This window comes from Pseudomonas sp. F007 (genome assembly GCF_057814275.1).
In genome coordinates, this window is the sequence record NZ_JBVATA010000013.1 from 48494 (window position 1) to 68816 (window position 20323).

Genomic DNA, 20323 nt, shown 5'->3' on the forward strand with positions numbered 1-20323 from the left:
ACTTCCTACACAATATTCGCTTATGCACGCGAGGCGAAATATGAAAAACCTATCGCCCCGCCAAAAAACCTCGCCTTACTCGCTTTCGCGGCGGTAGCCCCAAGCCAGCATGTATTGCTCGCGAGAACTGCCACGAGAAGAATCCGGCTTGATCATCTGGATCTTGTCGAACTTCTTGCGCGCATCCTTCAGGTAGACATCGAAGCCTTCGCCCTGAAAGATCTTGATCACAAAATTGCCACCCGGCTTGAGAATCCGCTCCGCCAAATCAAGCGCCAGCTCGCAGAGGAACATGGCTTTTGGCATGTCCACCTCAGGCGTACCACTCATATTGGGGGCCATATCGGAAATCACAAGGTCCACCTGCGAATTACCGACGGCCTCGAGGATTTGCCCGAGCACGGCGTCCTCGGTGAAATCACCCTGGATGAAAGTCACATCCGGGATGCTGTCCATTTCCAGGATATCCGAAGCAATCAGGCGCCCCTGACCACCGATCAGCCGACTGGTGACCTGCGACCAGCCACCCGGGGCCGCCCCCAGGTCGACAACGCTCATGCCTGGGCGGATCAGTTTGTATTTCTCCTGGATCTCCAGGAGCTTGTAACTCGCACGCGAGCGGTAGCCATCCTTCTGCGCCTGCTTCACATAGGGATCGTTGACATGTCTTTTCAGCCAACCAAGGCTTGTCTTGGAACGCGCCACTGGGCACCTCGATGATTAGGGTCGTGATTAGTTGGGCGGATCAACGAGCCCTCGGGTAAAATGGCCGCCATTTTACAGAATCCAGACGAAAGGGTCAGATTATGCCGCTCACTCAAGAGCAGAAGAAACAGTACAAATCCATTGGCCACCATCTGAAACCAGTTCTGATTGTGGCAGACAACGGCTTGACTGAAGGTGTATTAGCCGAGCTTGAACGCGCCTTGGCGGATCACGAGCTGATCAAGATCAAGCTCAACATCCTCGACCGTGAATCGCGCCTGGCGTCCATTGCCGAACTGTGCAAGGTCGGCAAAGCGGACCTGGTTCAGGTCATCGGCAAGATGGCACTGATTTATCGCAAGAACTTCAGCGTAAACAAGCAACTGTCGAACGTCCACCGCTTCAAGTGATGAAACGGGTCAAGGGTGTGCTTCGCGCACCCTGCCACCCCATCCCGGGACCGGCTGCAACACCAGCAGCAAACCGGAAAAACCCAGCACCAGATAGCTGAACAGTGCCCATTGCTGCGCCTCGGGCCACTGGACACGCACCACGAAATACATCGTGCTTGCGTACAGCGCCATCAACAGCAGTTGCCCGCGAATATCGCGCCATAGACTGACAAGGCCCTTGGCCTGAACCAGCACCAGGATTTGAGACACCACGCACGCCGCTGAAAAACCGACCAGCAGCGCACTCAGCATGCTTGAAATTTCGTCGATCAGCAGCGGCGCCAGGCCAATTCGACCCAGCACCGGCAGCAGACCGATATGCAGCAGCCACAGGCCGCCGACCCACAACATCTGGGCCAGCTGCCAAAGCATCGCGCCCGCACGCAGCGAGCGCCAGCCTTCAGATATGGCGGACTTCAACAATCTCGTACTCGATAACGCCGCTTGGCGTTTTCACCGCAACCACATCACCCTCTTCCTTGCCGATCAAGGCACGGGCCAGGGGGGAGCCGACGGAAATCTTGCCGAGTTTGAAGTCAGCTTCATCCTCACCCACGATGTGGTAAGTGACGCTTTCATCAGTCTCGACGTTGGCGATTTCGACGGTGGTGCCGAAGATCACCTTGCCGGTATGAGGAATGGTCGTGACATCGATGATGACCTGATTCTGAATCCGGCCTTCAATGTCACGAATCCGCGCCTCGACCATACCCTGCTGCTCGCGAGCAGCGTGGTATTCGGCGTTTTCCTTCAAGTCACCCAACTCGCGGGCCGTTCCGATGTCCTGACTGAGCTTCGGACGAACGACCTTGGTCAGATGGGCGTGCTCCTCTTCCAGGGCTTTGGCGCCCTGGACGGTCATTGGGTATTTGATCATGCCTTCAATCCTGCATGCAGATCCTGCAAGCGGCGCACGGTCTTCTCGGGGCCGAACTTCAGCGCTTCGCAGATCGCTTCGCCAGCAGCAATGGTGGTGGTGCAGTAGATCTTGTGCTGCAAGGCGTTGCGACGAATGGAATAGGAGTCGGCGATCGACTGACGGCCTTCAGTGGTGTTGATGATCAGGGTGACTTCGTCATTCTTGATCATGTCGACCACGTGCGGACGACCTTCGGTCACCTTGTTCACACGACGTACTTTCAGGCCGGCAGCTTCGATCAGCTTGGCGGTACCCGCGGTCGCAACCACTTCGAAGCCGAGGTTGATCAGGTCACGCGCAACACCGGCAACCAGCGGCTTGTCATCATCGCGAACGCTGATGAACGCAGTACCGCCGGTCGGCAGCACTTCGCTGGCGCCCATCTGGGCCTTGGCGAATGCTTCACCGAAGGTGTCGCCCACGCCCATCACTTCACCGGTCGACTTCATCTCTGGGCCGAGGATCGGGTCAACGCCAGGGAATTTGGCGAATGGGAACACCGCCTCTTTCACACTGTAGAAGTTCGGGATGATTTCCTTGGTGAAGCCCAGCTCCTGCAGGGTTTTACCGGCCATCACGCGGGCAGCGATCATTGCCAGGGAAACACCGATGCACTTGGATACGAACGGTACGGTACGGGAAGCGCGCGGGTTGACTTCGATGACGTAGATGTCTTCGCCCTGCAGTGCCAACTGCACGTTCATCAGACCGACAACGCCGAGCTCCAGGGCCATTTTCTTGACCTGTTCACGCATCTCGTCCTGGATGTGCGCCGGCAGCGAGTACGGCGGCAGCGAGCATGCGGAGTCACCGGAGTGAACACCGGCCTGCTCGATGTGCTGCATGATTGCGCCGATCACTACGTCCTTGCCGTCGCAGACCGCATCCACGTCCATTTCGATGGCGCAGTTGAGGAAGTGGTCCAGCAGCACCGGGCTGTCGTTGGACACTTGCACCGCTTCACGCAGGTAGCGCTTGAGCTCTTCTTCTTCGTAAACGATTTCCATCGCACGGCCGCCCAGTACATAGGACGGACGCACCACCAGCGGGTAACCGATCTTGCTGGCGGCACGAATCGCTTCGTCTTCGCTGCGCACAGTGGCGTTTGGCGGCTGACGCAGGTTCAGGCGCTGAACCATCTGCTGGAAGCGCTCACGGTCTTCGGCACGGTCGATCGCGTCAGGGCTGGTACCGATGATCGGCACGCCAGCGGCTTCCAGGGCACGCGCCAGTTTCAGCGGAGTCTGGCCACCGTACTGAACGATCACGCCTTTCGGCTTCTCGACGCGGACGATTTCCAGCACGTCTTCCAGGGTTACTGGTTCGAAGTACAGGCGATCGGAGGTGTCGTAGTCGGTGGAGACGGTTTCCGGGTTGCAGTTGACCATGATGGTCTCGTAACCGTCGTCGCGCAGCGCCAGTGCCGCGTGTACGCAGCAGTAGTCGAACTCGATGCCCTGGCCAATACGGTTAGGACCGCCACCCAGGATCATGATCTTGTCGCGACCCGATGGCGCCGCTTCGCACTCTTCCTCGTAGGTCGAGTACAGGTAAGCGGTGTCAGTGGCGAACTCGGCCGCGCAGGTGTCGACGCGCTTGTAGACCGGGAAGATTTCCAGCTTGTGACGGTGAGCACGCAGGCTCTTCTCGGTCACACCCAGGAGCTTGGCCAGACGCTGGTCGGAGAAACCCTTGCGCTTGAGGCGGAACATCAGGTCGCGGTCGATGGCCGACAGACCCAGGGTCTTGACCTTCTCTTCTTCCTTGATCAGGTCTTCGATCTGCACCAGGAACCAAGGGTCGATCATGTTCATGCCGAAGATCTGCTCGACCGTCATGCCGGCACGGAAGGCATCCGCCACGTACCAGATACGCTCGGCGCCCGGCACGGTCAGTTCGCGCTTGAGCACGCTCATGCTTTCCGGGTTTTTCAGATCGAGCTTCTCATCCAGGCCGCAAACGCCCACTTCCAAGCCACGCAGCGCTTTCTGCAGGGATTCCTGGAAGGTCCGGCCGATGGCCATGACTTCGCCCACCGATTTCATCTGGGTGGTCAGGCGCGCGTCAGCCTTGGCGAATTTCTCGAAGGCGAAACGTGGCAGCTTGGTCACGACGTAGTCGATCGACGGCTCGAAGGACGCCGGGGTCTTGCCGCCGGTGATGTCGTTCGACAGCTCATCCAGGGTGTAACCCACAGCCAGCTTGGCCGCGACCTTGGCGATCGGGAAGCCGGTGGCTTTCGAAGCCAGGGCCGAGGAGCGGGAAACCCGCGGGTTCATCTCGATCACGACCATGCGGCCGGTGTCCGGGCAGATACCGAACTGCACGTTGGAACCGCCAGTCTCGACGCCGATCTCGCGCAGTACCGCCAGCGAGGCGTTACGCAGGATCTGGTATTCCTTGTCGGTCAGGGTCTGTGCCGGAGCCACGGTGATCGAGTCACCGGTGTGCACGCCCATCGGGTCGAAGTTTTCGATCGAGCAGACAATGATGCAGTTGTCCTTTTTGTCGCGGACAACTTCCATTTCATATTCTTTCCAGCCGATCAGCGATTCGTCGATCAGCAGCTCTTTGGTCGGCGACAGGTCGAGGCCGCGGGAGCAGATTTCTTCGAATTCTTCACGGTTGTAGGCGATGCCGCCACCGGTGCCGCCCATGGTGAAGGACGGACGGATGATGCACGGGAAGCCCAGGGTCTCGAGGACCGCGTTGGCTTCTTCCATGCTGTGGGCGATACCGGAACGCGGGCACGCCAGGCCGATGGATTTCATCGCCTTGTCGAAACGCGAACGGTCTTCAGCCTTGTCGATGGTGTCGGCGTTGGCACCGATCATCTCTACGCCGAACTTCTCCAGGACGCCTTCGCGCTCCAGGTCCAGGGCGCAGTTCAGAGCGGTCTGGCCACCCATGGTCGGCAGCAGTGCGTCCGGACGCTCTTTCTCGATGATCTTGGCAACGGTCTGCCACTTGATCGGTTCGATGTAGGTGGCGTCGGCCATGGCCGGGTCGGTCATGATGGTGGCCGGGTTGGAGTTCACCAGGATGACGCGGTAACCCTCTTCGCGCAGGGCTTTGCAAGCCTGGGCGCCGGAGTAGTCGAATTCGCAGGCCTGGCCGATCACGATCGGGCCAGCGCCGAGAATCAGGATGCTTTTAATGTCTGTACGTTTTGGCATGGGTTTGTCACTCAAATCCGCAGGTCAGTCGGCAAGCCGTCTTGTTCAATCTTTGACTTGAGGGGGCCGCCGTTGTCGGGACCGCCCTCAAGCTTCATTCCATCAAGGCCAGCGATCAGCGTCGCTTGGCCATCTCGTTGATGAAGCGATCGAACAGAGGCGCCACGTCGTTCGGGCCAGGGCTGGCTTCAGGGTGACCCTGGAAGCTGAAGGCGCTCTTGTCGGTACGCTCGATACCTTGCAGGGTGCCGTCGAACAGCGATTTGTGGATCGCCCGTACGTTGGCCGGCAGGGTTTCTTCGTCCACGGCAAAACCGTGGTTCTGGCTGGTGATCATCACCACACCGGAGTCCAGGTCCTGCACCGGGTGGTTGGCACCGTGGTGGCCGTGACCCATTTTCAGGGTCTTGGCGCCGGACGCCAGGGCCAGCAGTTGGTGACCCAGGCAGATGCCGAACACCGGAATCTCGGTCTCGAGCACTTCCTTGATGGCCTGGATCGCGTAGTCGCAAGGCTCAGGGTCACCTGGGCCGTTGGACAGGAACACGCCGTCCGGATTCAGCGCCAGCACGTCGGCAGCAGGCGTCTGCGCCGGCACCACGGTCACGCGGCAACCGCGCTCGACCAGCATGCGCAGGATGTTGGCCTTGACGCCGTAGTCGTAGGCCACGACGTGGTGCGGCAGTTCGCTGGCATCGATGGTGGCGTGGCTGTCGGTCTTCAGATCCCAGACAGTCGAGCGCCACTCGTATTGCTCTTTGGTGCTGACGACTTTCGCCAGGTCCATGCCCTTCAAGCCCGGGAAGCCGCGCGCCGCTGCAATGGCCGCTTCTTCGGAAATGTTGTCACCGGCCATGATGCAGCCGTTCTGCGCGCCTTTCTCACGCAGGATGCGCGTCAGGCGGCGGGTGTCGATACCGGCGATAGCCACCACGTTGTTGGCTTTCAGGTAGTCGGACAGGGACATCGTGTTACGCCAGTTGCTCGCAACCAGTGGCAGGTCACGGATGACCAGGCCGGCAGACCACACACGGTTGGACTCGGCGTCTTCCGGCGTGGTGCCGGTGTTGCCGATGTGCGGGTAAGTCAGGGTAACGATTTGCTGGGCGTAGGAAGGATCGGTAAGGATTTCCTGATAGCCGGTCATGGCGGTGTTGAACACCACCTCTCCAACGGTCTGGCCGTCGGCTCCAATGGCTTCGCCACGAAAAATGCTGCCATCAGCAAGGGCGAGTATGGCTGGCTTAGTCAAGAAGACCTCCCGTAAATAAAGCCTGAAGGGGCGATCGCAGGTTGTAAAAAAGCGGAGTGACGTATGGACACGTCACCCCGCTTTTTTCACTGAATTATTCTGCGCGCTTTTAGTGGACACACTAAAGCTGTAGCTTACAGAAAAAGGGCCTTTTGGTCTACCGCCAATGAGCCTGAAAGGCCGGAGAATGCGACAGGTCGTCGCTTGGCGAGGTAAAAACGGGCTCGAACACTGAGCTCGAGCCCGATTTCGGGCGCATCTTACCGCAATTCGAGCACGTCTTGCATGTCATACAGGCCTGGTTCGCGCGCATCCAGCCACAGGGCTGCACGCACCGCACCCTTGGCGAAGGTCATGCGACTCGACGCTTTGTGCGTCACTTCCAGGCGCTCGCCCTCACAGGCGAACAGCACCGTGTGATCACCCACCACATCACCACCGCGAACCGTGGCAAAGCCGATGGTCTGGCGATCACGTGCGCCGGTATGCCCTTCGCGACCATAGACCGCGACCTCTTGCAGATCACGCCCCAGGGCATCGGCAATGACCTCGCCCATGCGCAGCGCAGTACCCGACGGCGCATCGATCTTGTGCCGGTGATGAGCCTCGATGATTTCCACATCCGCCTCGTCACCCAGGACCCGCGCCGCCATGTCGAGCAACTTCAGCGACAGGTTGACGCCGACACTGAAGTTGGCGGCGAAGACGATCGGAATGTCCTTGCCCGCATCCGCCAGCAACTGCTTCTGCGCGGCATCCAGGCCAGTGGTACCAATGACCATGGCCTTGCCCGCCTTGCGGCAGAACGCGAGGTTTTTCAGCATGACTTCCGGCAGGGTGAAGTCGATCAACACATCGAACTCCTCCGCCACCGCTTCCAGGTTACCCACCAGCGGCACGCCGATACGGCCCAGCGAGGCCAGCTCACCGGCATCGACGCCAATCAAGGTGCTGCCGGGGCGCACAATGGCCGCGGTCAGGCCGGTCAGCGGCGCGCGTTGCTGCACCGCCTCCACCAGAATCTTGCCCATGCGCCCGGCGGCGCCCATCACAGCTATACGTCGCATACCAGTTTCCTTACAGGTCGCCGAAGAAACGCTTCACGCCTTCGAACCAGCCGGTGGTTTTCGGCGAGTGGCTGTTATCGTCCGCCAGCGAGCTGCGGAATTCTTCCAGCAATTCGCGCTGACGACGGCTGAGGTTGACCGGCGTCTCGACCGCGACGCGGCACATCAGATCGCCCGCACCGCCGCCACGCACCGGCGCAACGCCTTTGCCGCGAACACGGAACTGCTTGCCGGTCTGAGTGCCTTCAGGAATTTTCAGTTTGACCCGACCATCCAGGGTCGGAATTTCCAGCTCGCCACCCAATGCCGCGTCAACGAAGCTGATTGGCACTTCGCAGAACAGGTGCTTGCCGTCGCGCTGGAAGATCGCGTGCTCACGCACGTTGATCACCACGTACAGGTCGCCGGTCGGCCCACCCTGGGTGCCCGCTTCGCCTTCGCCCGACAGGCGGATACGATCGCCGGTATCGACGCCAGCCGGCACTTTCACCGACAGGGTCTTGTACTCTTCGACACGCCCTTCGCCGTTGCAGGAGTTGCACGGGTCGGAAATGATCTTGCCCTGGCCATGGCAGCGCGGGCAGGTCTGCTGCACCGAGAAGAAGCCTTGCTGCATGCGCACCTGACCGATGCCGCCACAGGTCGGGCAGGTCACTGGCGAAGAGCCTTTCTTCGCACCCGAACCGTCGCATGGATTGCAGTTGACCAGGGTCGGCACACGGATATTTACCGTGGTGCCGCGCACCGCTTCCTCCAGGTTCAGCTCCAGGGTGTAGCGCAGGTCACTGCCGCGCTGGGCGCCGCCACGGGAACCGCCGCGACCGCCACCGAAGAAATCGCTGAACACATCACCGAAGATATCGGAGAAGTTCTGCCCGCCAAAACCGGCACCGCCGCCACCCATGCTTGGGTCGACACCGGCGTGACCGTACTGGTCGTACGCCGCGCGCTTGCTGGAATCGGACAATACTTCGTAGGCCTCGTTGGCCTCCTTGAACAATTCTTCCGACGCTTTGTCGTCAGGATTACGGTCCGGGTGGTGCTTCATCGCCAGGCGGCGGTAGGCCTTCTTCAGGTCTGCTTCGCTTGAGCCACGCTCAACACCCAACACTTCGTAATAGTCACGCTTTGCCATAAGTCTTTGCACTCTTAAGGACGTCCGGCAAACCCCTCCTGAGCCTTGCCAAACTCGTTGAGCCCCAATACAGGCCCGGACCCAACTCACGTCAATTCAACGATCCTGGTCTTTGATGGCTGCAGGGTCAGCGCCCTGCAGGTGCGGTACTCATGAGCCGGGAAGCAGGAGCATTCCCGAGCGCACCGCCAGCACCCGAACACTGTCGCATGCTGTAAAAATTCGTCTACTCCAGACACGCCAACGCGGGAGCAAGCTCCCGCGCGGCGACATCCTACCAGTCACCGCACAAAGGCAGTCAACCGGCCGACCAACTACTTACTTCTGGTCTTTGACTTCTTCAAACTCGGCGTCGACAACGTCATCCGCCTTCTGAGCCGACTCACCTTGCGCGGCTGCGCCTTCAGCTGGCTGAGCCTGTTCGGCGTACATCTTCTGCGCCACTGGAGCGGAGACTTTCGACAGCTCTTCAACCTTGGCTTCGATGGCAGCCTTGTCGTCGCCTTTGACGGCGGCTTCCAGGGCAACCACTGCCGCTTCGATTGCAGTCTTCTCTTCAGCGCTCACCTTGTCGCCAGCATCGGCGATCATCTTGCGAGTCGAGTGGACCAGCGCATCACCCTGGTTACGGGCAGAGGCCAGCTCTTCGAACTTGCGGTCTTCGTCGGCGTTGGTTTCAGCATCGCGAATCATTTGCTGAATTTCTTCCTCGGACAGACCGGAGTTGGCCTTGATCACGATCGACTGAGTCTTGCCGGTGGCCTTGTCCTTGGCGCCTACGTGCAGAATGCCGTTGGCGTCGATGTCGAAGGTCACTTCAATTTGTGGCACGCCACGTGGTGCTGGTGGAATCTCGGCCAGGTCGAACTTGCCCAGAGACTTGTTCTGCGCCGCTTGCTTACGCTCACCTTGCAGCACGTGAATGGTCACAGCGCCCTGGTTGTCATCGGCAGTCGAGAACACTTGCGATTTCTTGGTCGGAATCGTGGTGTTTTTCTCGATCAGCGCAGTCATCACGCCGCCCATGGTTTCGATACCCAGGGTCAGCGGGCTGACGTCGAGCAGCAGGACGTCTTTCACGTCACCGGCCAGTACCGCGCCCTGGATAGCAGCACCCATGGCCACTGCTTCGTCCGGGTTCACGTCTTTACGTGCTTCTTTACCGAAGAAATCGGTTACTGCTTTCTGTACCAGCGGCATACGAGTCTGGCCACCGACCAGGATCACGTCGTTGATCGCGCCAACGTCGATACCCGAGTCTTTCAGCGCGATGCGGCAAGGCTCGATGGTGCGTTGAACCAGGTCTTCCACCAGCGCTTCCAGCTTGGCGCGGGAGATTTTCACGTTCAAGTGCTTAGGACCGGTCGCATCTGCAGTGATGTACGGCAGGTTGACGTCGGTCTGCAGGCTCGAAGACAGCTCGATCTTGGCTTTTTCAGCGGCTTCTTTCAGGCGCTGCATCGCCAGCGGGTCACCTTTGAGGTTCATGCCGCTTTCTTTCTTGAATTCGTCGACGAGGTAGTCGATCAGACGAATGTCGAAGTCTTCACCGCCGAGGAACGTGTCACCGTTGGTTGCCAATACTTCGAACTGGTGCTCGCCATCGACTTCAGCGATTTCGATCACGGATACGTCGAAGGTACCGCCACCCAGGTCATAAACGATCACGGTGTGATCGCCCTTGGCCTTGTCCATACCGTAAGCCAGAGCGGCTGCGGTTGGTTCGTTGATGATACGTTTCACGTCAAGACCAGCAATACGTCCGGCGTCTTTGGTCGCCTGGCGCTGGCTGTCGTTGAAGTAAGCAGGAACGGTGATCACCGCTTCAGTCACTGCTTCGCCGAGGTAATCTTCGGCGGTTTTCTTCATTTTCTTCAGGATTTCAGCCGAGATCTGTGGCGGCGACATTTTATGGCCGTTCACTTCTACCCAGGCGTCGGCGTTGTCCGCCTTGACGATCTTGTAAGGGACCATCTGGATGTCTTTCTGTACCACTTCTTCTTCGAAGCGACGACCGATCAGACGCTTCACCGCGTACAGGGTGTTGTGCGGATTGGTCACTGCCTGACGCTTGGCCGACTGGCCAACCAGGATTTCGCCATCGTTGGCGTACGCGATGATCGACGGCGTGGTGCGCGCGCCTTCGGCGTTTTCGATAACTTTGACGTTGCCGTTTTCAAGAATGGAGACGCAGGAGTTGGTGGTCCCCAGGTCGATACCGATAATTTTGCCCATGTTCACTCTCCCGAAACTTTGGATTTGGTTGCCGCAGCAGTGGTGGCTAACTGCGGTAATACTTAAACGCTTGACTTATAAATGGGGGCCTTGCGGCGGATTTCAAGCCTGCTCGTCAATCGAAGGCGAAACCGGCGCAGGCGCCTTGCTGACCACAACCATGGCCGGGCGCAGCAGGCGGCCGTTGAGCACGTAGCCCTTCTGGAACACCTTCAACACGCTGTTGGGCTCCATGTCGGCGCTTTCCTGCATGGCCATTGCCTGGTGGTGCTCGGCATTGAACGGCTCGCCTTCAGGATCGATCGCTTCCAGCTGATAACGCTTCAGGGTGTCCTGGAACATTTTCAGGGTCAGCTCGATCCCTTCGCGCATTGGGCGAATGCTTTCGTCGTCCGGGTTGGACAACTCCAGGCCGCGCTCCAGGCTGTCGATGATCGGCAGCAGGTCGCCGGCGAATTTTTCCAGGGCGAATTTGTGCGCTTTTTCTACATCCTGCTCGGCGCGACGGCGGACGTTCTGCAGATCAGCCGCAACACGCAAAGCTTGATCCTGAGCGCCAGCCAGTTGCTCCTCGAGCACTTGTACACGAGCCACCAGGTCTTCACCCGATGCTTGGGAAGCCTGATTGGCGTCTGGGTTTTGCGTATCCAGTGTCTGTTCGTCAGCCATAGATTTCTCCTTTCAAAATCGTGCGCGATCTCGACTCGCGCTTCTGTCCCGGTATATGGGGTCGCAATTCGCCGGTTCAAGGGCTCGTCGTGCGCGCAATTGCATTACCCACATAAAAAGCCGTGCTTTGTCCTTGGCCGGTTGTAAAAAACCGCCAGCTCCAAGCAAATCGAGCTAAACAGGGGCATTGTCAGGCGCAAATAAACTACTGTATAAATAACCAGACATTTCGCTTGGGAGCGGCCTTTTATGCTGGTGCACCTGTCGGTACACAACTACGCCATCGTTGAACATCTCGATCTGGAACTGGATCGCGGGATGAGCGTGATCACAGGCGAAACCGGCGCCGGCAAGTCGATCATGCTCGACGCCCTGGGCCTGACCCTGGGCGATCGCGCCGACAGCGGCGTGGTTCGCCCGGGCGCCGAAAAGGCCGACATCCTCGCCACCTTCGACCTGGTGGACATCCCCGAAGCCCGCGCCTGGCTGGCCGAGCGCGACCTCGACAGCGACGGCCCGTGCATCCTGCGCCGGGTGATTACCGCCGAGGGCCGTTCGCGCGGCTACATCAATGGCACCACCTGTCCGCTGGGAGATCTCAAAGCCCTGGGCGAACTGCTGATCGACATTCACAGCCAGCATGAACACCAGTCGCTGCTGAAAACCGAGACCCATCGCCGACTGCTCGACGAATACGCCGGCGCCACCGACCTTGCCCGCCAGGTGCAACTGGCCGCCCAGCGCTGGCGCCAGACCCGCCAGGAACTGGAGCGCCTGTCCAACTCCGGTGACGAGCAGCGCGCCCGCCACCAGTTGCTCAGCTATCAACTCGAAGAGCTGGAAAACCTTGCCCTCGGCGACAACGAGCTGGAGCAGCTTGAGCTAGAGCACAAGAACCTGACCAACGCCGAAACCCTGCTGGGCATCTGCCGCCAGGTCGTCGAGCAGTGCAGCGAGAGTGATTCGGGCAACGTCCTGAATGCACTGACCGCCAGCCTCAATCGCCTGTCCAGCGTCAACGGCTCGTCCAACGCTCTGGGCGAGGCCACCAACCTGCTGACCAGTGCACAGATCCAGGTCGAAGAAGCCGTCGGAGAACTGAATCGCTTCCTCGACCACTTCGACGCCGACCCGGCGCGCCTGCAACAACTTGAAGAACGCCTGGACACCATCTATACCCTGGCGCGCAAACACCGGATCCAGCCCACCGAGGTCGCCGAGCTGCAGCAACGACTGCTGGACGAAATCGAAACCCTGAACGCCAACGATGAGTCCATCGAACGCCTCAGCGAAGAGTTGGGGGCATTTGCCCGCCATTACCAGGAAAAAGCCCGCGAGCTGAGCGACCTGCGCCATCAGGCTTCCTCCAGCCTGGCCCACGCCGTCGAACAGGAAATCCAGCGCCTGGGCATGCCCGGCGGCCGCTTCACCATCGAGTTGCGCCCCAACACCAGCGCCGAGCTACTGCCCAACGGCCTGGAGCAGGTCGAACTACTGGTCAGCGCCAACCCCGGCCAGCCCCTCAAGGCCCTGGCCAAAGTGGCTTCCGGTGGCGAGTTGTCGCGTATCAGCCTGGCGATCCAGGTGATCACCGCGCAAACCTCGCGCATTCCGACCCTGGTGTTCGATGAAGTGGATGTGGGCATCGGCGGGCCGACTGCAGAAATTGTCGGCCAACTCCTGCGTCGCCTTGGCGAGCGAGGCCAGGTACTGACAGTCACCCACTTGCCGCAAGTGGCCTCCCAAGGGCATCAGCACCTGTTCGTGCACAAGGTTCGCGAAGAGGAAGCCACGCGCACCGCGGTGTCCAAACTGAGCAAAACCGAGCGAATAGAAGAAGTGGCGCGGATGCTGGGCGGCATCGACCTGACCAAGGAATCCCTGGCTCACGCGAAAAAAATGGTCGTCACTGCAAAAATTTGAAGGCGCCAGACAGCACGAAGGCGACCCTTGGGTCGCCTTCGTTCGTTTCGCGGACCTGGATCCGCGCGACATGCTTACTTCTTGGCGCGTACGTACAGCACCAGGTTGTGATCGACCATCTCGTAGCCATGCTTCTCGACGATCGCCTTCTGAAGTTTTTCGATCTCTTCGTCGAAGAATTCGATCACTTCACCGGAATCCACGTTGACCATATGGTCGTGGTGACCGCCGTCAGCCAATTCGAAGACCGCATGGCCGCCGTCGAAGTTGTGACGGACCACAAGACCAGCCGCTTCGAACTGGGTCAGGACACGGTAAACCGTGGCCAGGCCAACGTCCTCACCAGCTTCCATCAGGGCCTTGTAGACATCTTCTGCACTCATGTGACGCTGCTCGGTGGAGTCGAGCATTTGCAGAATCTTGACCCGTGGCAGGGTCACTTTGAGGCCGGCTTTGCGTAGTTCGCTATTTTCAACCATGGTCAGCTTTCTCGCGATGCTGCTTCGCAGCTTCTCTTAATGCGGGTATGATCGGCGTTTACGTTGTCCCAGCCAAGATAGTGGAAGTCGCCCACCGATGCAAAACACCAAGCTCTTGCTAACCAGTTTCACCTTCGTGGGACTGCTCGCACTCGCCGGTTGTTCATTCCCCGGGGTTTACAAAATCGACATCCAGCAGGGCAATGTCGTCACGCAGGACATGATAGACCAGTTACGCCCGGGAATGACCCGTCGGCAAGTACGGTTTATCATGGGCAACCCTCTGCTGACCGACACATTCCATGCCAATCGCTGGGATTACCTGTACAGCTTGCAACCAGGTGGCGGTGAACGCCAGCAGGAACGCATCAGCGTAACCTTCAGCCCTGACGACCAACTGATCGGCCTGTCGGGCGACTTCATGCCCGGCGTGAGCCGTGACGAAGCCCTGATGGGCAAGGAAAGCGGCACTTCGGTGAGCGCGCCTGTGGAAAAGGTCGAGCAACCCAAACCAGAGAAACCGGTCAAGCCGGGTTCGCTGCTCGACCAGATCCAGAAAGACGTCGACGGCGTCGAGACCGTTCCGGTGCCAACCCCAGAACCGCTCGACACCACGCAATAATTTTTTGCGAGACGAAAAAAAGCCCGGCACGCCGGGCTTTTTCATGCCTGCCTGAAGGCAAGACTACTGTTCCCGCGCTTTCGCCTGTACCGCCTTGGCCGCGCGCAACCGCCGGACTTCTTTGGGGTCGGCCAGCAACGGGCGGTAGAGCTCGATGCGATCGCCGGCCCGGACCTCGCAGCTATCCGGATCCGCCACGGCTTTGGCGAAGATCCCGACGGCGCAGTTCGCCAGGTCCAGCTCCGGGAACTGCTCGGCGATCCCCGAACGCAACAAGGCCCCACGCACCGTAGAACCCCTGGGCACCAGGACCTTGAGCAACACCTGGCGATCGACGGCGGCATGCACCACCTCGACCTCGATCATTGGCTCAGACATGCAGTTGCTTGGCGCGCTGACAGAACGCATCGACCAGGGTATTGGCCGCCTGATTGAACAACGGCCCCAGGGTCGCGCGAATGATCGGCCCGGCATAGTCGAAGGTCAGGTCCAGGCTGATCTTGCAGGCCTTCTCGCCCAACGGCTTGAATACCCAGACGCCATGCAACTGGGTGAATGGCCCCTCTTCCAGGTTCATCTCAATCGAATGCCCCGGTACCAGGGTGTTGCGCGTGACGAAATGCTGGCTCAAGCCACCCTTGGCCACCCCGACGCTGGCGCGCATGTGCTCGGCAGAGCTCTCGATGACCTTGGCATCGGAACACCAGGGGAGGAACTCCGGATAACGCGCCACGTCATTGACCAGGTCGTAAAGCGCTTGAGCCGGATACGGCAACAGGGCCGAACGTTGAATGTGTGTCGTCATTTCAGCGTCACTTCCAAAGCTGGGCGGCAAACACTACGAGAATGCCGAGGGGCGCCACATAGCGCATCAAAAACAAGGTCAGGCCGAACAGCATCGGGCTGCGGATCGACAACTCGTCGCGCACCGCTTCCCGGTTCATCACCCAACCCGCAAACACCACAAAACACAAACCACCGAGCGGCAACATGATCCGCGAGGTGAAGAAATCGATCACGCCAAAGAAGTCCAGCCCGCTGCTCGCGCCCCACTGGTAGAGGTGAAACCCGGCGCCATCGTTCACAAAAAACCTGGCCTGCTTCCAGATATTGAAGGAAAACACCGTGCCCAGGCCAACGAACCAGCAACTGAAGGCCAGCCAGAACGTCACCCAACCCCGGCTGACGCGGGTTCGTTCGACCAGATACGCCACCATCGGCTCAAGCAAGGAAATCGCCGAACTCCAGGCGGCAATCGCCACCAGCACGAAAAACACCACGCCCATCAACTGGCCGAAGGCGACGTTACCAAAGGCAAATGGCAGGCTGACAAACATCAGGCCCGGTCCTTCGCTGGGGTTCAAACCACCCGCAAAGACAATCGGAAACAACGCCAGGCCCGCCAGCAGCGAGACAAAGGTATCGAGCAACGCGACGCCGACTACAGTGCCGGAAATCGACGAATCCTTAGGCATGTAAGCGCCATAAATCATGATGGAACCGACACCCACGCTCAAAGAAAAAAACGCGTGGCCCATGGCCGGCAACAAGCCGCCGAGGACTTTAGAGGAGTCGAAGTCGAACATGAAATGCACGCCTTGCATGAAGTGCCCGGTGGTCATGCTGTAGCCCAGCAGCACCAGCAACATCACGAACAACAACGGCATCATGATCCGCAAGCTGCGCTCCAGCCCCGCCACCACGCCCTTGGCGATGACTGCGGCCGACAGCAACATGAACAGGGTATGCCACAGCGTCAGGCGCCAGGGATCGGCAATCACCCCGTCAAACCAGGCACCGACCTGATCGGCCGCCACCCCCTGAAACTGACCACGCCCCATGCTGATGATGTAATCCAGCGACCAGCCGCCGACCACACTATAGAAAGACAGAATCAACAACGCGGTGATCATCCCGGCAAAGGCGCCCCAGGACCATTTCGCCGAATGCCCGGCTTCCAGCGCCAGCACCTTCAAGGCATTCGCTGGAGCCTGGCGGGCACGCCGGCCAATCAAGGTTTCCGCCAACATCACCGGCAAGCCGATCAGCGCGATACACGCCAGAAACACCAAAACAAACGCACCGCCGCCGTAGACGCCGACCATGTAGGGGAATTTCCAGATACTCCCCAAGCCCACGGCAGAACCGGTCGCCGCGAAGATGAATACCCAGCGGCTGGCCCAACTGCCGTGGACTGAAACCTTGTCTGACGACATCGTTACCACGTCCAACCCAGTAAAAAAGTGCGCGCATTGTCCGGGATTCATCCAAAGCGCTCAAGCACGCAGCAACCCCGTAGCCGACTGACGCGCAACTGCCTATAATGCCGCCCCTATGGCTAAACAGAAGAAACACCCAACAGGGACCATCGCGCAGAATAAAAAGGCGCGACACGATTACTTCATCGAACATCGGTTCGAGGCTGGTCTGGTCCTGGCCGGCTGGGAAGTAAAAAGTCTGCGGGCAAGCAAGCTGCAACTGGTCGACAGTTACGTGCTGCTCAAGGATGGCGAGGCCTGGCTGCTCGGCAGTCACATCACGCCATTGACCACCGCCAGCACCCACGTCATTGCCGACCCGGTGCGCACCCGCAAGCTGCTGCTCAACCGGCGCGAGATCGAGAAGCTCTCGGCCGCCGTCCAGCAGAAAGGCTATGCCTGCGTCTGCCTGTCCTGGTACTGGAGCAAGCACATGGTCAAGTGCGAGATTGCCCTGGGCAAAGGCAAGAAGGAATACGACAAGCGAGACACCGAGCGCGAACGCGACGCCGGTCGCGAGCTGCAGCGCGCAGTTCGCAACAAGGGCAAGGAAGACTGACTTGCCTGTTGACTGTTCCCACTCCGCGGTGGGAACAGTCGGCAAATACCGCTAGATCCCCTTGCGCCGCTCCGCCCGAGCCATGCGCTGCACTTCCTGACGCACCTCTTCCAGCACTTCCTGCACATACAGGATATGCCGGCTGGAAACCTCGCGTGCCTGCTCGGCGCGCCCTTCGATAATCGCCAGGTACAGCTCCCGGTGCTGGGTAATCAGCATGTCGCGGGTTTCCGTGCGCTGCTTGTACATCCCGCCAATGTTGGTCACCACGTTGCGCTTGAGCAGATCGAACAGCCCGCGAATCGTATGCAGCAGCACCGCGTTATGACTGGCCTCGGCAATCGCCAGGTGAAACTTCGCGTCCGCCGCGCCCTCCTCCGCCCGACTCACTTCATCGTGGCGGGTGTAGCAATCCTGCAGCTCGTTGAAAGCCGCGCTCAAGCGCTCGCGATCGACATCGGTGGCACGCAGTGCTGCGTAATAGGCGCAGGACGCTTCCAGGGTGTGGCGAAACTCCAGCAGATCACGCTGGGCTTCAGGATTGCTTTCCAGCAAATGCAGCAGTGGATCGCTGAAGGTCGAGCCCAGTGATTCAACCACATAGTTGCCGCCGCCCTGACGACTGACCAGCAGCCCCTTGGCCGTCAGCTTCTGGATCGCCTCGCGCAACGAAGGCCGTGACACACCGAATTGCTCGGCCAGGGCGCGCTCTGCCGGCAAGCGTTCGCCGGACTTCAACGTGCCCTCCAGAATCATGCCTTCAAGCTGCTCGACAATATCGTCGGACAAACGGCGCTGACGCACCTGATCAAAACCCATCACTCGTTCTCCACCATCCCGACACCTCGCCGGGCTCTCTATTCTGGCCCATTGGCGCCGCGCCAGCACCTATCAGGACGCATTTGATCGATCGGATCAGATGACCCCTGTACCGCTCATTCGACAAAAGTTTTAGGGCGGCAAATTGACACACCGCCCACAAGGCTTTTAACCTAGCCCACAGCGATTGTAAATTGGTCTTACCAATTATCCAAGACCGCTATGCAGTGCCTGACCAACAACAATTAGGGGCCACCCCATATGCAAACCTGGCAACAGCTCTACAGCCCTCTCGGCAGTCTCGGCTTGTCCGCTCTCGCGGCCGTCATCCCCATCGTATTTTTCTTCCTGGCCTTGGCCGTGTTCCGCCTCAAGGGTCACGTCGCCGGGAGCATTACCCTGGCGCTGTCGATCCTGGTCGCGATCTTCGCCTTCCAGATGCCGGTCGACATGGCCTTCGCTGCCGCGGGCTATGGATTTGCCTACGGACTGTGGCCGATCGCCTGGATCATCGTCGCCGCCGTGTTCCTCTACAAACTGACGGTCAAGAGTGGCCAGTTCGAAGTGATCCGCAGCTCGGTACTGTCGATCACCGACGACCAGCGCCTGCAGGTGCTGCTGATCGGCTTCTGCTTCGGTGCGTTTCTGGAAGGTGCCGCCGGCTTCGGCGCGCCAGTGGCCATCACCGCTGCGCTGCTGGTGGGCCTGGGCTTCAACCCGCTGTACGCCGCCGGCCTGTGCCTGATTGCCAACACCGCGCCCGTCGCGTTCGGCGCACTGGGCATCCCGATCATCGTCGCCGGCCAGGTCACCGGCATCGACGCCTTCAAGATCGGCGCCATGACCGGCCGTCAGCTGCCGTTGCTGTCGCTGTTCGTGCCATTCTGGCTGGTGTTCATGATGGACGGCCTGCGCGGCGTGCGTGAAACCTGGCCCGCGGCCCTGGTGGCCGGCCTGAGCTTTGCCATCACCCAGTACTTCACCTCGAACTTCATCGGCCCGGAACTGCCGGACATCACCTCGGCCCTGGCCAGCCTGATCTCCCTGACCCTGTTCCTCAAAGTGTGGCAGCCAAAACGTACCGCTGGCGCGCAGATCGCCGGCGTCACCTCGGACGCCGTGGTCACCGCGAGCGCCGGTGGTTTCGGCCTGAAACGCGCGACCCTGGTTTCGCCTTACAGCCTGGGTGAAATCATCAAGGCCTGGTCGCCGTTCCTGATCCTCACCGTGCTGGTGACCATCTGGACCCTCAAGCCCTTCAAGGCGATGTTCGCCGCCGGCGGCTCGATGTACAGCTGGGTGTTCAACTTTGCGATCCCGCACCTCGATCAAATGGTGATCAAGGTCGCGCCAATCGTCACCAACCCGACCGCGATCCCGGCAGTGTTCAAGCTGGACCCGATCTCGGCCACCGGCACGGCGATTTTCTTCTCCGCGCTGATCTCCATGCTGGTCCTGAAGATCAACCTCAAAACTGGTCTGACCACTTTGAAAGAGACCTTCTACGAACTGCGCTGGCCGATCCTGTCGATCGGCATGGTGCTGGCCTTCGCCTTCGTCACCAACTACTCGGGCATGTCGTCGACCATGGCCCTGGTACTGGCCGGCACCGGCGCAGCCTTCCCGTTCTTCTCGCCATTCCTTGGCTGGCTGGGCGTGTTCCTGACTGGCTCGGACACCTCGTCCAACGCCCTGTTCAGCTCGCTGCAAGCCACCACTGCGCACCAGATCGGCGTCAACGACACCTTGCTGGTGGCCGCCAACACCAGCGGTGGCGTGACCGGAAAAATGATCTCGCCCCAATCGATCGCCGTGGCCTGCGCCGCCACCGGTCTGGTGGGCAAGGAATCGGATCTGTTCCGCTTCACCCTCAAGCACAGCCTATTCTTTGCAACCATCGTCGGCCTGATCACCCTGGCCCAGGCCTACTGGTTCACTGGCATGCTGGTGCACTAAGCAGCACGCAACACGAAAGAACCGACGCCGGGCCACGATCCCGGCGTCTGCGACTCACCACCCGGTCTGCAAGGTTGCTGAAAGCTTGTCGCTTTAC

General features: G+C 59.8%; 19 protein-coding genes. 5 read left to right on the forward strand and 14 right to left on the reverse strand.

What is annotated here, in order from left to right; translation table 11 throughout:
- Positions 1–75: 75 nt before the first annotated feature.
- Positions 76–705 carry a 23S rRNA (uridine(2552)-2'-O)-methyltransferase RlmE gene (gene rlmE, locus ACZYR5_RS28010; RefSeq protein WP_489092445.1) on the reverse strand — a complete coding sequence of 210 codons (630 nt, stop codon included), beginning with the start codon at positions 703–705 and terminating at the stop codon, positions 76–78.
- 101 nt (positions 706–806) lie between these two features.
- Between rlmE and ACZYR5_RS28015 the strand changes: the two genes are divergently transcribed.
- Positions 807–1115 (forward strand): YhbY family RNA-binding protein, encoded by a 309-nt coding sequence (locus ACZYR5_RS28015; RefSeq protein WP_007942889.1) that lies wholly within the window; start codon positions 807–809, stop codon positions 1113–1115.
- Between the two features lie 9 nt (positions 1116–1124).
- Here ACZYR5_RS28015 and ACZYR5_RS28020 read toward each other — a convergent pair whose 3' ends face one another.
- From ACZYR5_RS28020 to grpE, 8 genes are all read right to left on the reverse strand, one after another.
- Entirely contained in the window at positions 1125–1529 is a 405-nt protein-coding gene (locus ACZYR5_RS28020) for an MFS transporter (protein WP_489092531.1), read from the reverse strand.
- A 28-nt stretch (positions 1530–1557) separates the two neighbouring features.
- Complete coding sequence (gene greA / locus ACZYR5_RS28025; RefSeq protein ID WP_003221530.1) at positions 1558–2034, reverse strand: transcription elongation factor GreA; 477 nt, start codon at positions 2032–2034, stop codon at positions 1558–1560.
- Positions 2031–5252, reverse strand: coding sequence for a carbamoyl-phosphate synthase large subunit (gene carB, locus ACZYR5_RS28030; RefSeq protein ID WP_489092446.1), 3222 nt, complete (start codon positions 5250–5252; stop codon positions 2031–2033). The genes greA and carB overlap by 4 nt, the downstream gene beginning before the upstream one ends.
- Positions 5253–5367: 115 nt before the next feature.
- Complete coding sequence (gene carA / locus ACZYR5_RS28035; RefSeq protein ID WP_489092447.1) at positions 5368–6504, reverse strand: glutamine-hydrolyzing carbamoyl-phosphate synthase small subunit; 1137 nt, start codon at positions 6502–6504, stop codon at positions 5368–5370.
- Positions 6505–6764: 260 nt separating this feature from the next.
- The gene (dapB, locus tag ACZYR5_RS28040; RefSeq protein WP_489092448.1) at positions 6765–7571 is read right to left on the reverse strand and encodes a 4-hydroxy-tetrahydrodipicolinate reductase; all 807 of its coding nucleotides are present in this window, start codon (positions 7569–7571) and stop codon (positions 6765–6767) included.
- A gap of 10 nt (positions 7572–7581) precedes the next feature.
- Positions 7582–8706, reverse strand: coding sequence for a molecular chaperone DnaJ (dnaJ, locus tag ACZYR5_RS28045; RefSeq protein ID WP_489092449.1), 1125 nt, complete (start codon positions 8704–8706; stop codon positions 7582–7584).
- A gap of 318 nt (positions 8707–9024) precedes the next feature.
- On the reverse strand, positions 9025–10941 hold the full coding sequence (gene dnaK, locus ACZYR5_RS28050; RefSeq protein WP_489092450.1) for a molecular chaperone DnaK: 1917 nt from the start codon (positions 10939–10941) through the stop codon (positions 9025–9027).
- 102 nt (positions 10942–11043) lie between these two features.
- Positions 11044–11610: a nucleotide exchange factor GrpE gene (grpE, locus tag ACZYR5_RS28055; RefSeq protein WP_027619341.1), complete on the reverse strand. Its 567-nt coding sequence runs from the start codon at positions 11608–11610 to the stop codon at positions 11044–11046.
- A gap of 249 nt (positions 11611–11859) precedes the next feature.
- On the opposite strand from grpE, the gene recN reads away from it, so the two are divergent.
- A complete protein-coding gene (gene recN, locus ACZYR5_RS28060; protein WP_489092451.1) occupies positions 11860–13533 on the forward strand; it encodes a DNA repair protein RecN in 1674 nt (557 codons plus the stop codon).
- 74 nt (positions 13534–13607) lie between these two features.
- Here recN and fur read toward each other — a convergent pair whose 3' ends face one another.
- Complete coding sequence (gene fur, locus ACZYR5_RS28065; RefSeq protein ID WP_489092452.1) at positions 13608–14012, reverse strand: ferric iron uptake transcriptional regulator; 405 nt, start codon at positions 14010–14012, stop codon at positions 13608–13610.
- A 97-nt stretch (positions 14013–14109) separates the two neighbouring features.
- Here fur and ACZYR5_RS28070 point away from each other — a divergent pair, with 97 nt between their 5' ends.
- Positions 14110–14634 (forward strand): outer membrane protein assembly factor BamE, encoded by a 525-nt coding sequence (locus ACZYR5_RS28070; protein WP_489092453.1) that lies wholly within the window; start codon positions 14110–14112, stop codon positions 14632–14634.
- A gap of 63 nt (positions 14635–14697) precedes the next feature.
- On the opposite strand, the gene ACZYR5_RS28075 is transcribed toward ACZYR5_RS28070, so the two are convergent.
- From ACZYR5_RS28075 to ACZYR5_RS28085, 3 genes are read right to left on the reverse strand one after another with little or no spacing between them, the layout of a single operon-like run.
- Positions 14698–15012 (reverse strand): RnfH family protein, encoded by a 315-nt coding sequence (locus ACZYR5_RS28075; RefSeq protein ID WP_489092454.1) that lies wholly within the window; start codon positions 15010–15012, stop codon positions 14698–14700.
- A complete protein-coding gene (locus tag ACZYR5_RS28080) occupies positions 15005–15439 on the reverse strand; it encodes a type II toxin-antitoxin system RatA family toxin (protein ID WP_027619337.1) in 435 nt (144 codons plus the stop codon). Before ACZYR5_RS28080 ends, ACZYR5_RS28075 begins: the two co-directional genes overlap by 8 nt.
- A 7-nt stretch (positions 15440–15446) precedes the next feature.
- Positions 15447–16850, reverse strand: coding sequence for a sodium-dependent transporter (locus ACZYR5_RS28085; protein ID WP_489092455.1), 1404 nt, complete (start codon positions 16848–16850; stop codon positions 15447–15449).
- Between the two features lie 118 nt (positions 16851–16968).
- Here ACZYR5_RS28085 and smpB point away from each other — a divergent pair, with 118 nt between their 5' ends.
- A complete protein-coding gene (smpB, locus tag ACZYR5_RS28090) occupies positions 16969–17451 on the forward strand; it encodes an SsrA-binding protein SmpB (RefSeq protein ID WP_489092456.1) in 483 nt (160 codons plus the stop codon).
- A 51-nt stretch (positions 17452–17502) separates the two neighbouring features.
- Here smpB and ACZYR5_RS28095 read toward each other — a convergent pair whose 3' ends face one another.
- Positions 17503–18270, reverse strand: a complete 768-nt coding sequence (locus ACZYR5_RS28095; protein ID WP_489092457.1) for a GntR family transcriptional regulator — start codon at positions 18268–18270, stop codon at positions 17503–17505.
- A gap of 261 nt (positions 18271–18531) precedes the next feature.
- Between ACZYR5_RS28095 and ACZYR5_RS28100 the strand changes: the two genes are divergently transcribed.
- On the forward strand, positions 18532–20226 hold the full coding sequence (locus tag ACZYR5_RS28100) for a lactate permease LctP family transporter (protein ID WP_489092458.1): 1695 nt from the start codon (positions 18532–18534) through the stop codon (positions 20224–20226).
- Positions 20227–20323 lie beyond the last annotated feature (97 nt).

Excerpts from the sequence above, each read along its gene's own strand:
- ACZYR5_RS28015 (WP_007942889.1), top strand. The coding sequence starts at position 807 with ATGCCGCTCACTCAAGAGCAGAAGAAACAGTACAAATCCATTGGCCAC.
- ACZYR5_RS28020 (WP_489092531.1), bottom strand. The coding sequence starts at position 1,529 with ATGCTTTGGCAGCTGGCCCAGATGTTGTGGGTCGGCGGCCTGTGGCTG.
- greA (WP_003221530.1), bottom strand. The coding sequence starts at position 2,034 with ATGATCAAATACCCAATGACCGTCCAGGGCGCCAAAGCCCTGGAAGAG.
- carB (WP_489092446.1), bottom strand. The coding sequence starts at position 5,252 with ATGCCAAAACGTACAGACATTAAAAGCATCCTGATTCTCGGCGCTGGC.
- dapB (WP_489092448.1), bottom strand. The coding sequence starts at position 7,571 with ATGCGACGTATAGCTGTGATGGGCGCCGCCGGGCGCATGGGCAAGATT.
- dnaJ (WP_489092449.1), bottom strand. The coding sequence starts at position 8,706 with ATGGCAAAGCGTGACTATTACGAAGTGTTGGGTGTTGAGCGTGGCTCA.
- dnaK (WP_489092450.1), bottom strand. The coding sequence starts at position 10,941 with ATGGGCAAAATTATCGGTATCGACCTGGGGACCACCAACTCCTGCGTC.
- grpE (WP_027619341.1), bottom strand. The coding sequence starts at position 11,610 with ATGGCTGACGAACAGACACTGGATACGCAAAACCCAGACGCCAATCAG.
- recN (WP_489092451.1), top strand. The coding sequence starts at position 11,860 with ATGCTGGTGCACCTGTCGGTACACAACTACGCCATCGTTGAACATCTC.
- fur (WP_489092452.1), bottom strand. The coding sequence starts at position 14,012 with ATGGTTGAAAATAGCGAACTACGCAAAGCCGGCCTCAAAGTGACCCTG.
- ACZYR5_RS28070 (WP_489092453.1), top strand. The coding sequence starts at position 14,110 with ATGCAAAACACCAAGCTCTTGCTAACCAGTTTCACCTTCGTGGGACTG.
- ACZYR5_RS28075 (WP_489092454.1), bottom strand. The coding sequence starts at position 15,012 with ATGTCTGAGCCAATGATCGAGGTCGAGGTGGTGCATGCCGCCGTCGAT.
- ACZYR5_RS28080 (WP_027619337.1), bottom strand. The coding sequence starts at position 15,439 with ATGACGACACACATTCAACGTTCGGCCCTGTTGCCGTATCCGGCTCAA.
- ACZYR5_RS28085 (WP_489092455.1), bottom strand. The coding sequence starts at position 16,850 with ATGTCGTCAGACAAGGTTTCAGTCCACGGCAGTTGGGCCAGCCGCTGG.
- smpB (WP_489092456.1), top strand. The coding sequence starts at position 16,969 with ATGGCTAAACAGAAGAAACACCCAACAGGGACCATCGCGCAGAATAAA.
- ACZYR5_RS28095 (WP_489092457.1), bottom strand. The coding sequence starts at position 18,270 with ATGGGTTTTGATCAGGTGCGTCAGCGCCGTTTGTCCGACGATATTGTC.
- ACZYR5_RS28100 (WP_489092458.1), top strand. The coding sequence starts at position 18,532 with ATGCAAACCTGGCAACAGCTCTACAGCCCTCTCGGCAGTCTCGGCTTG.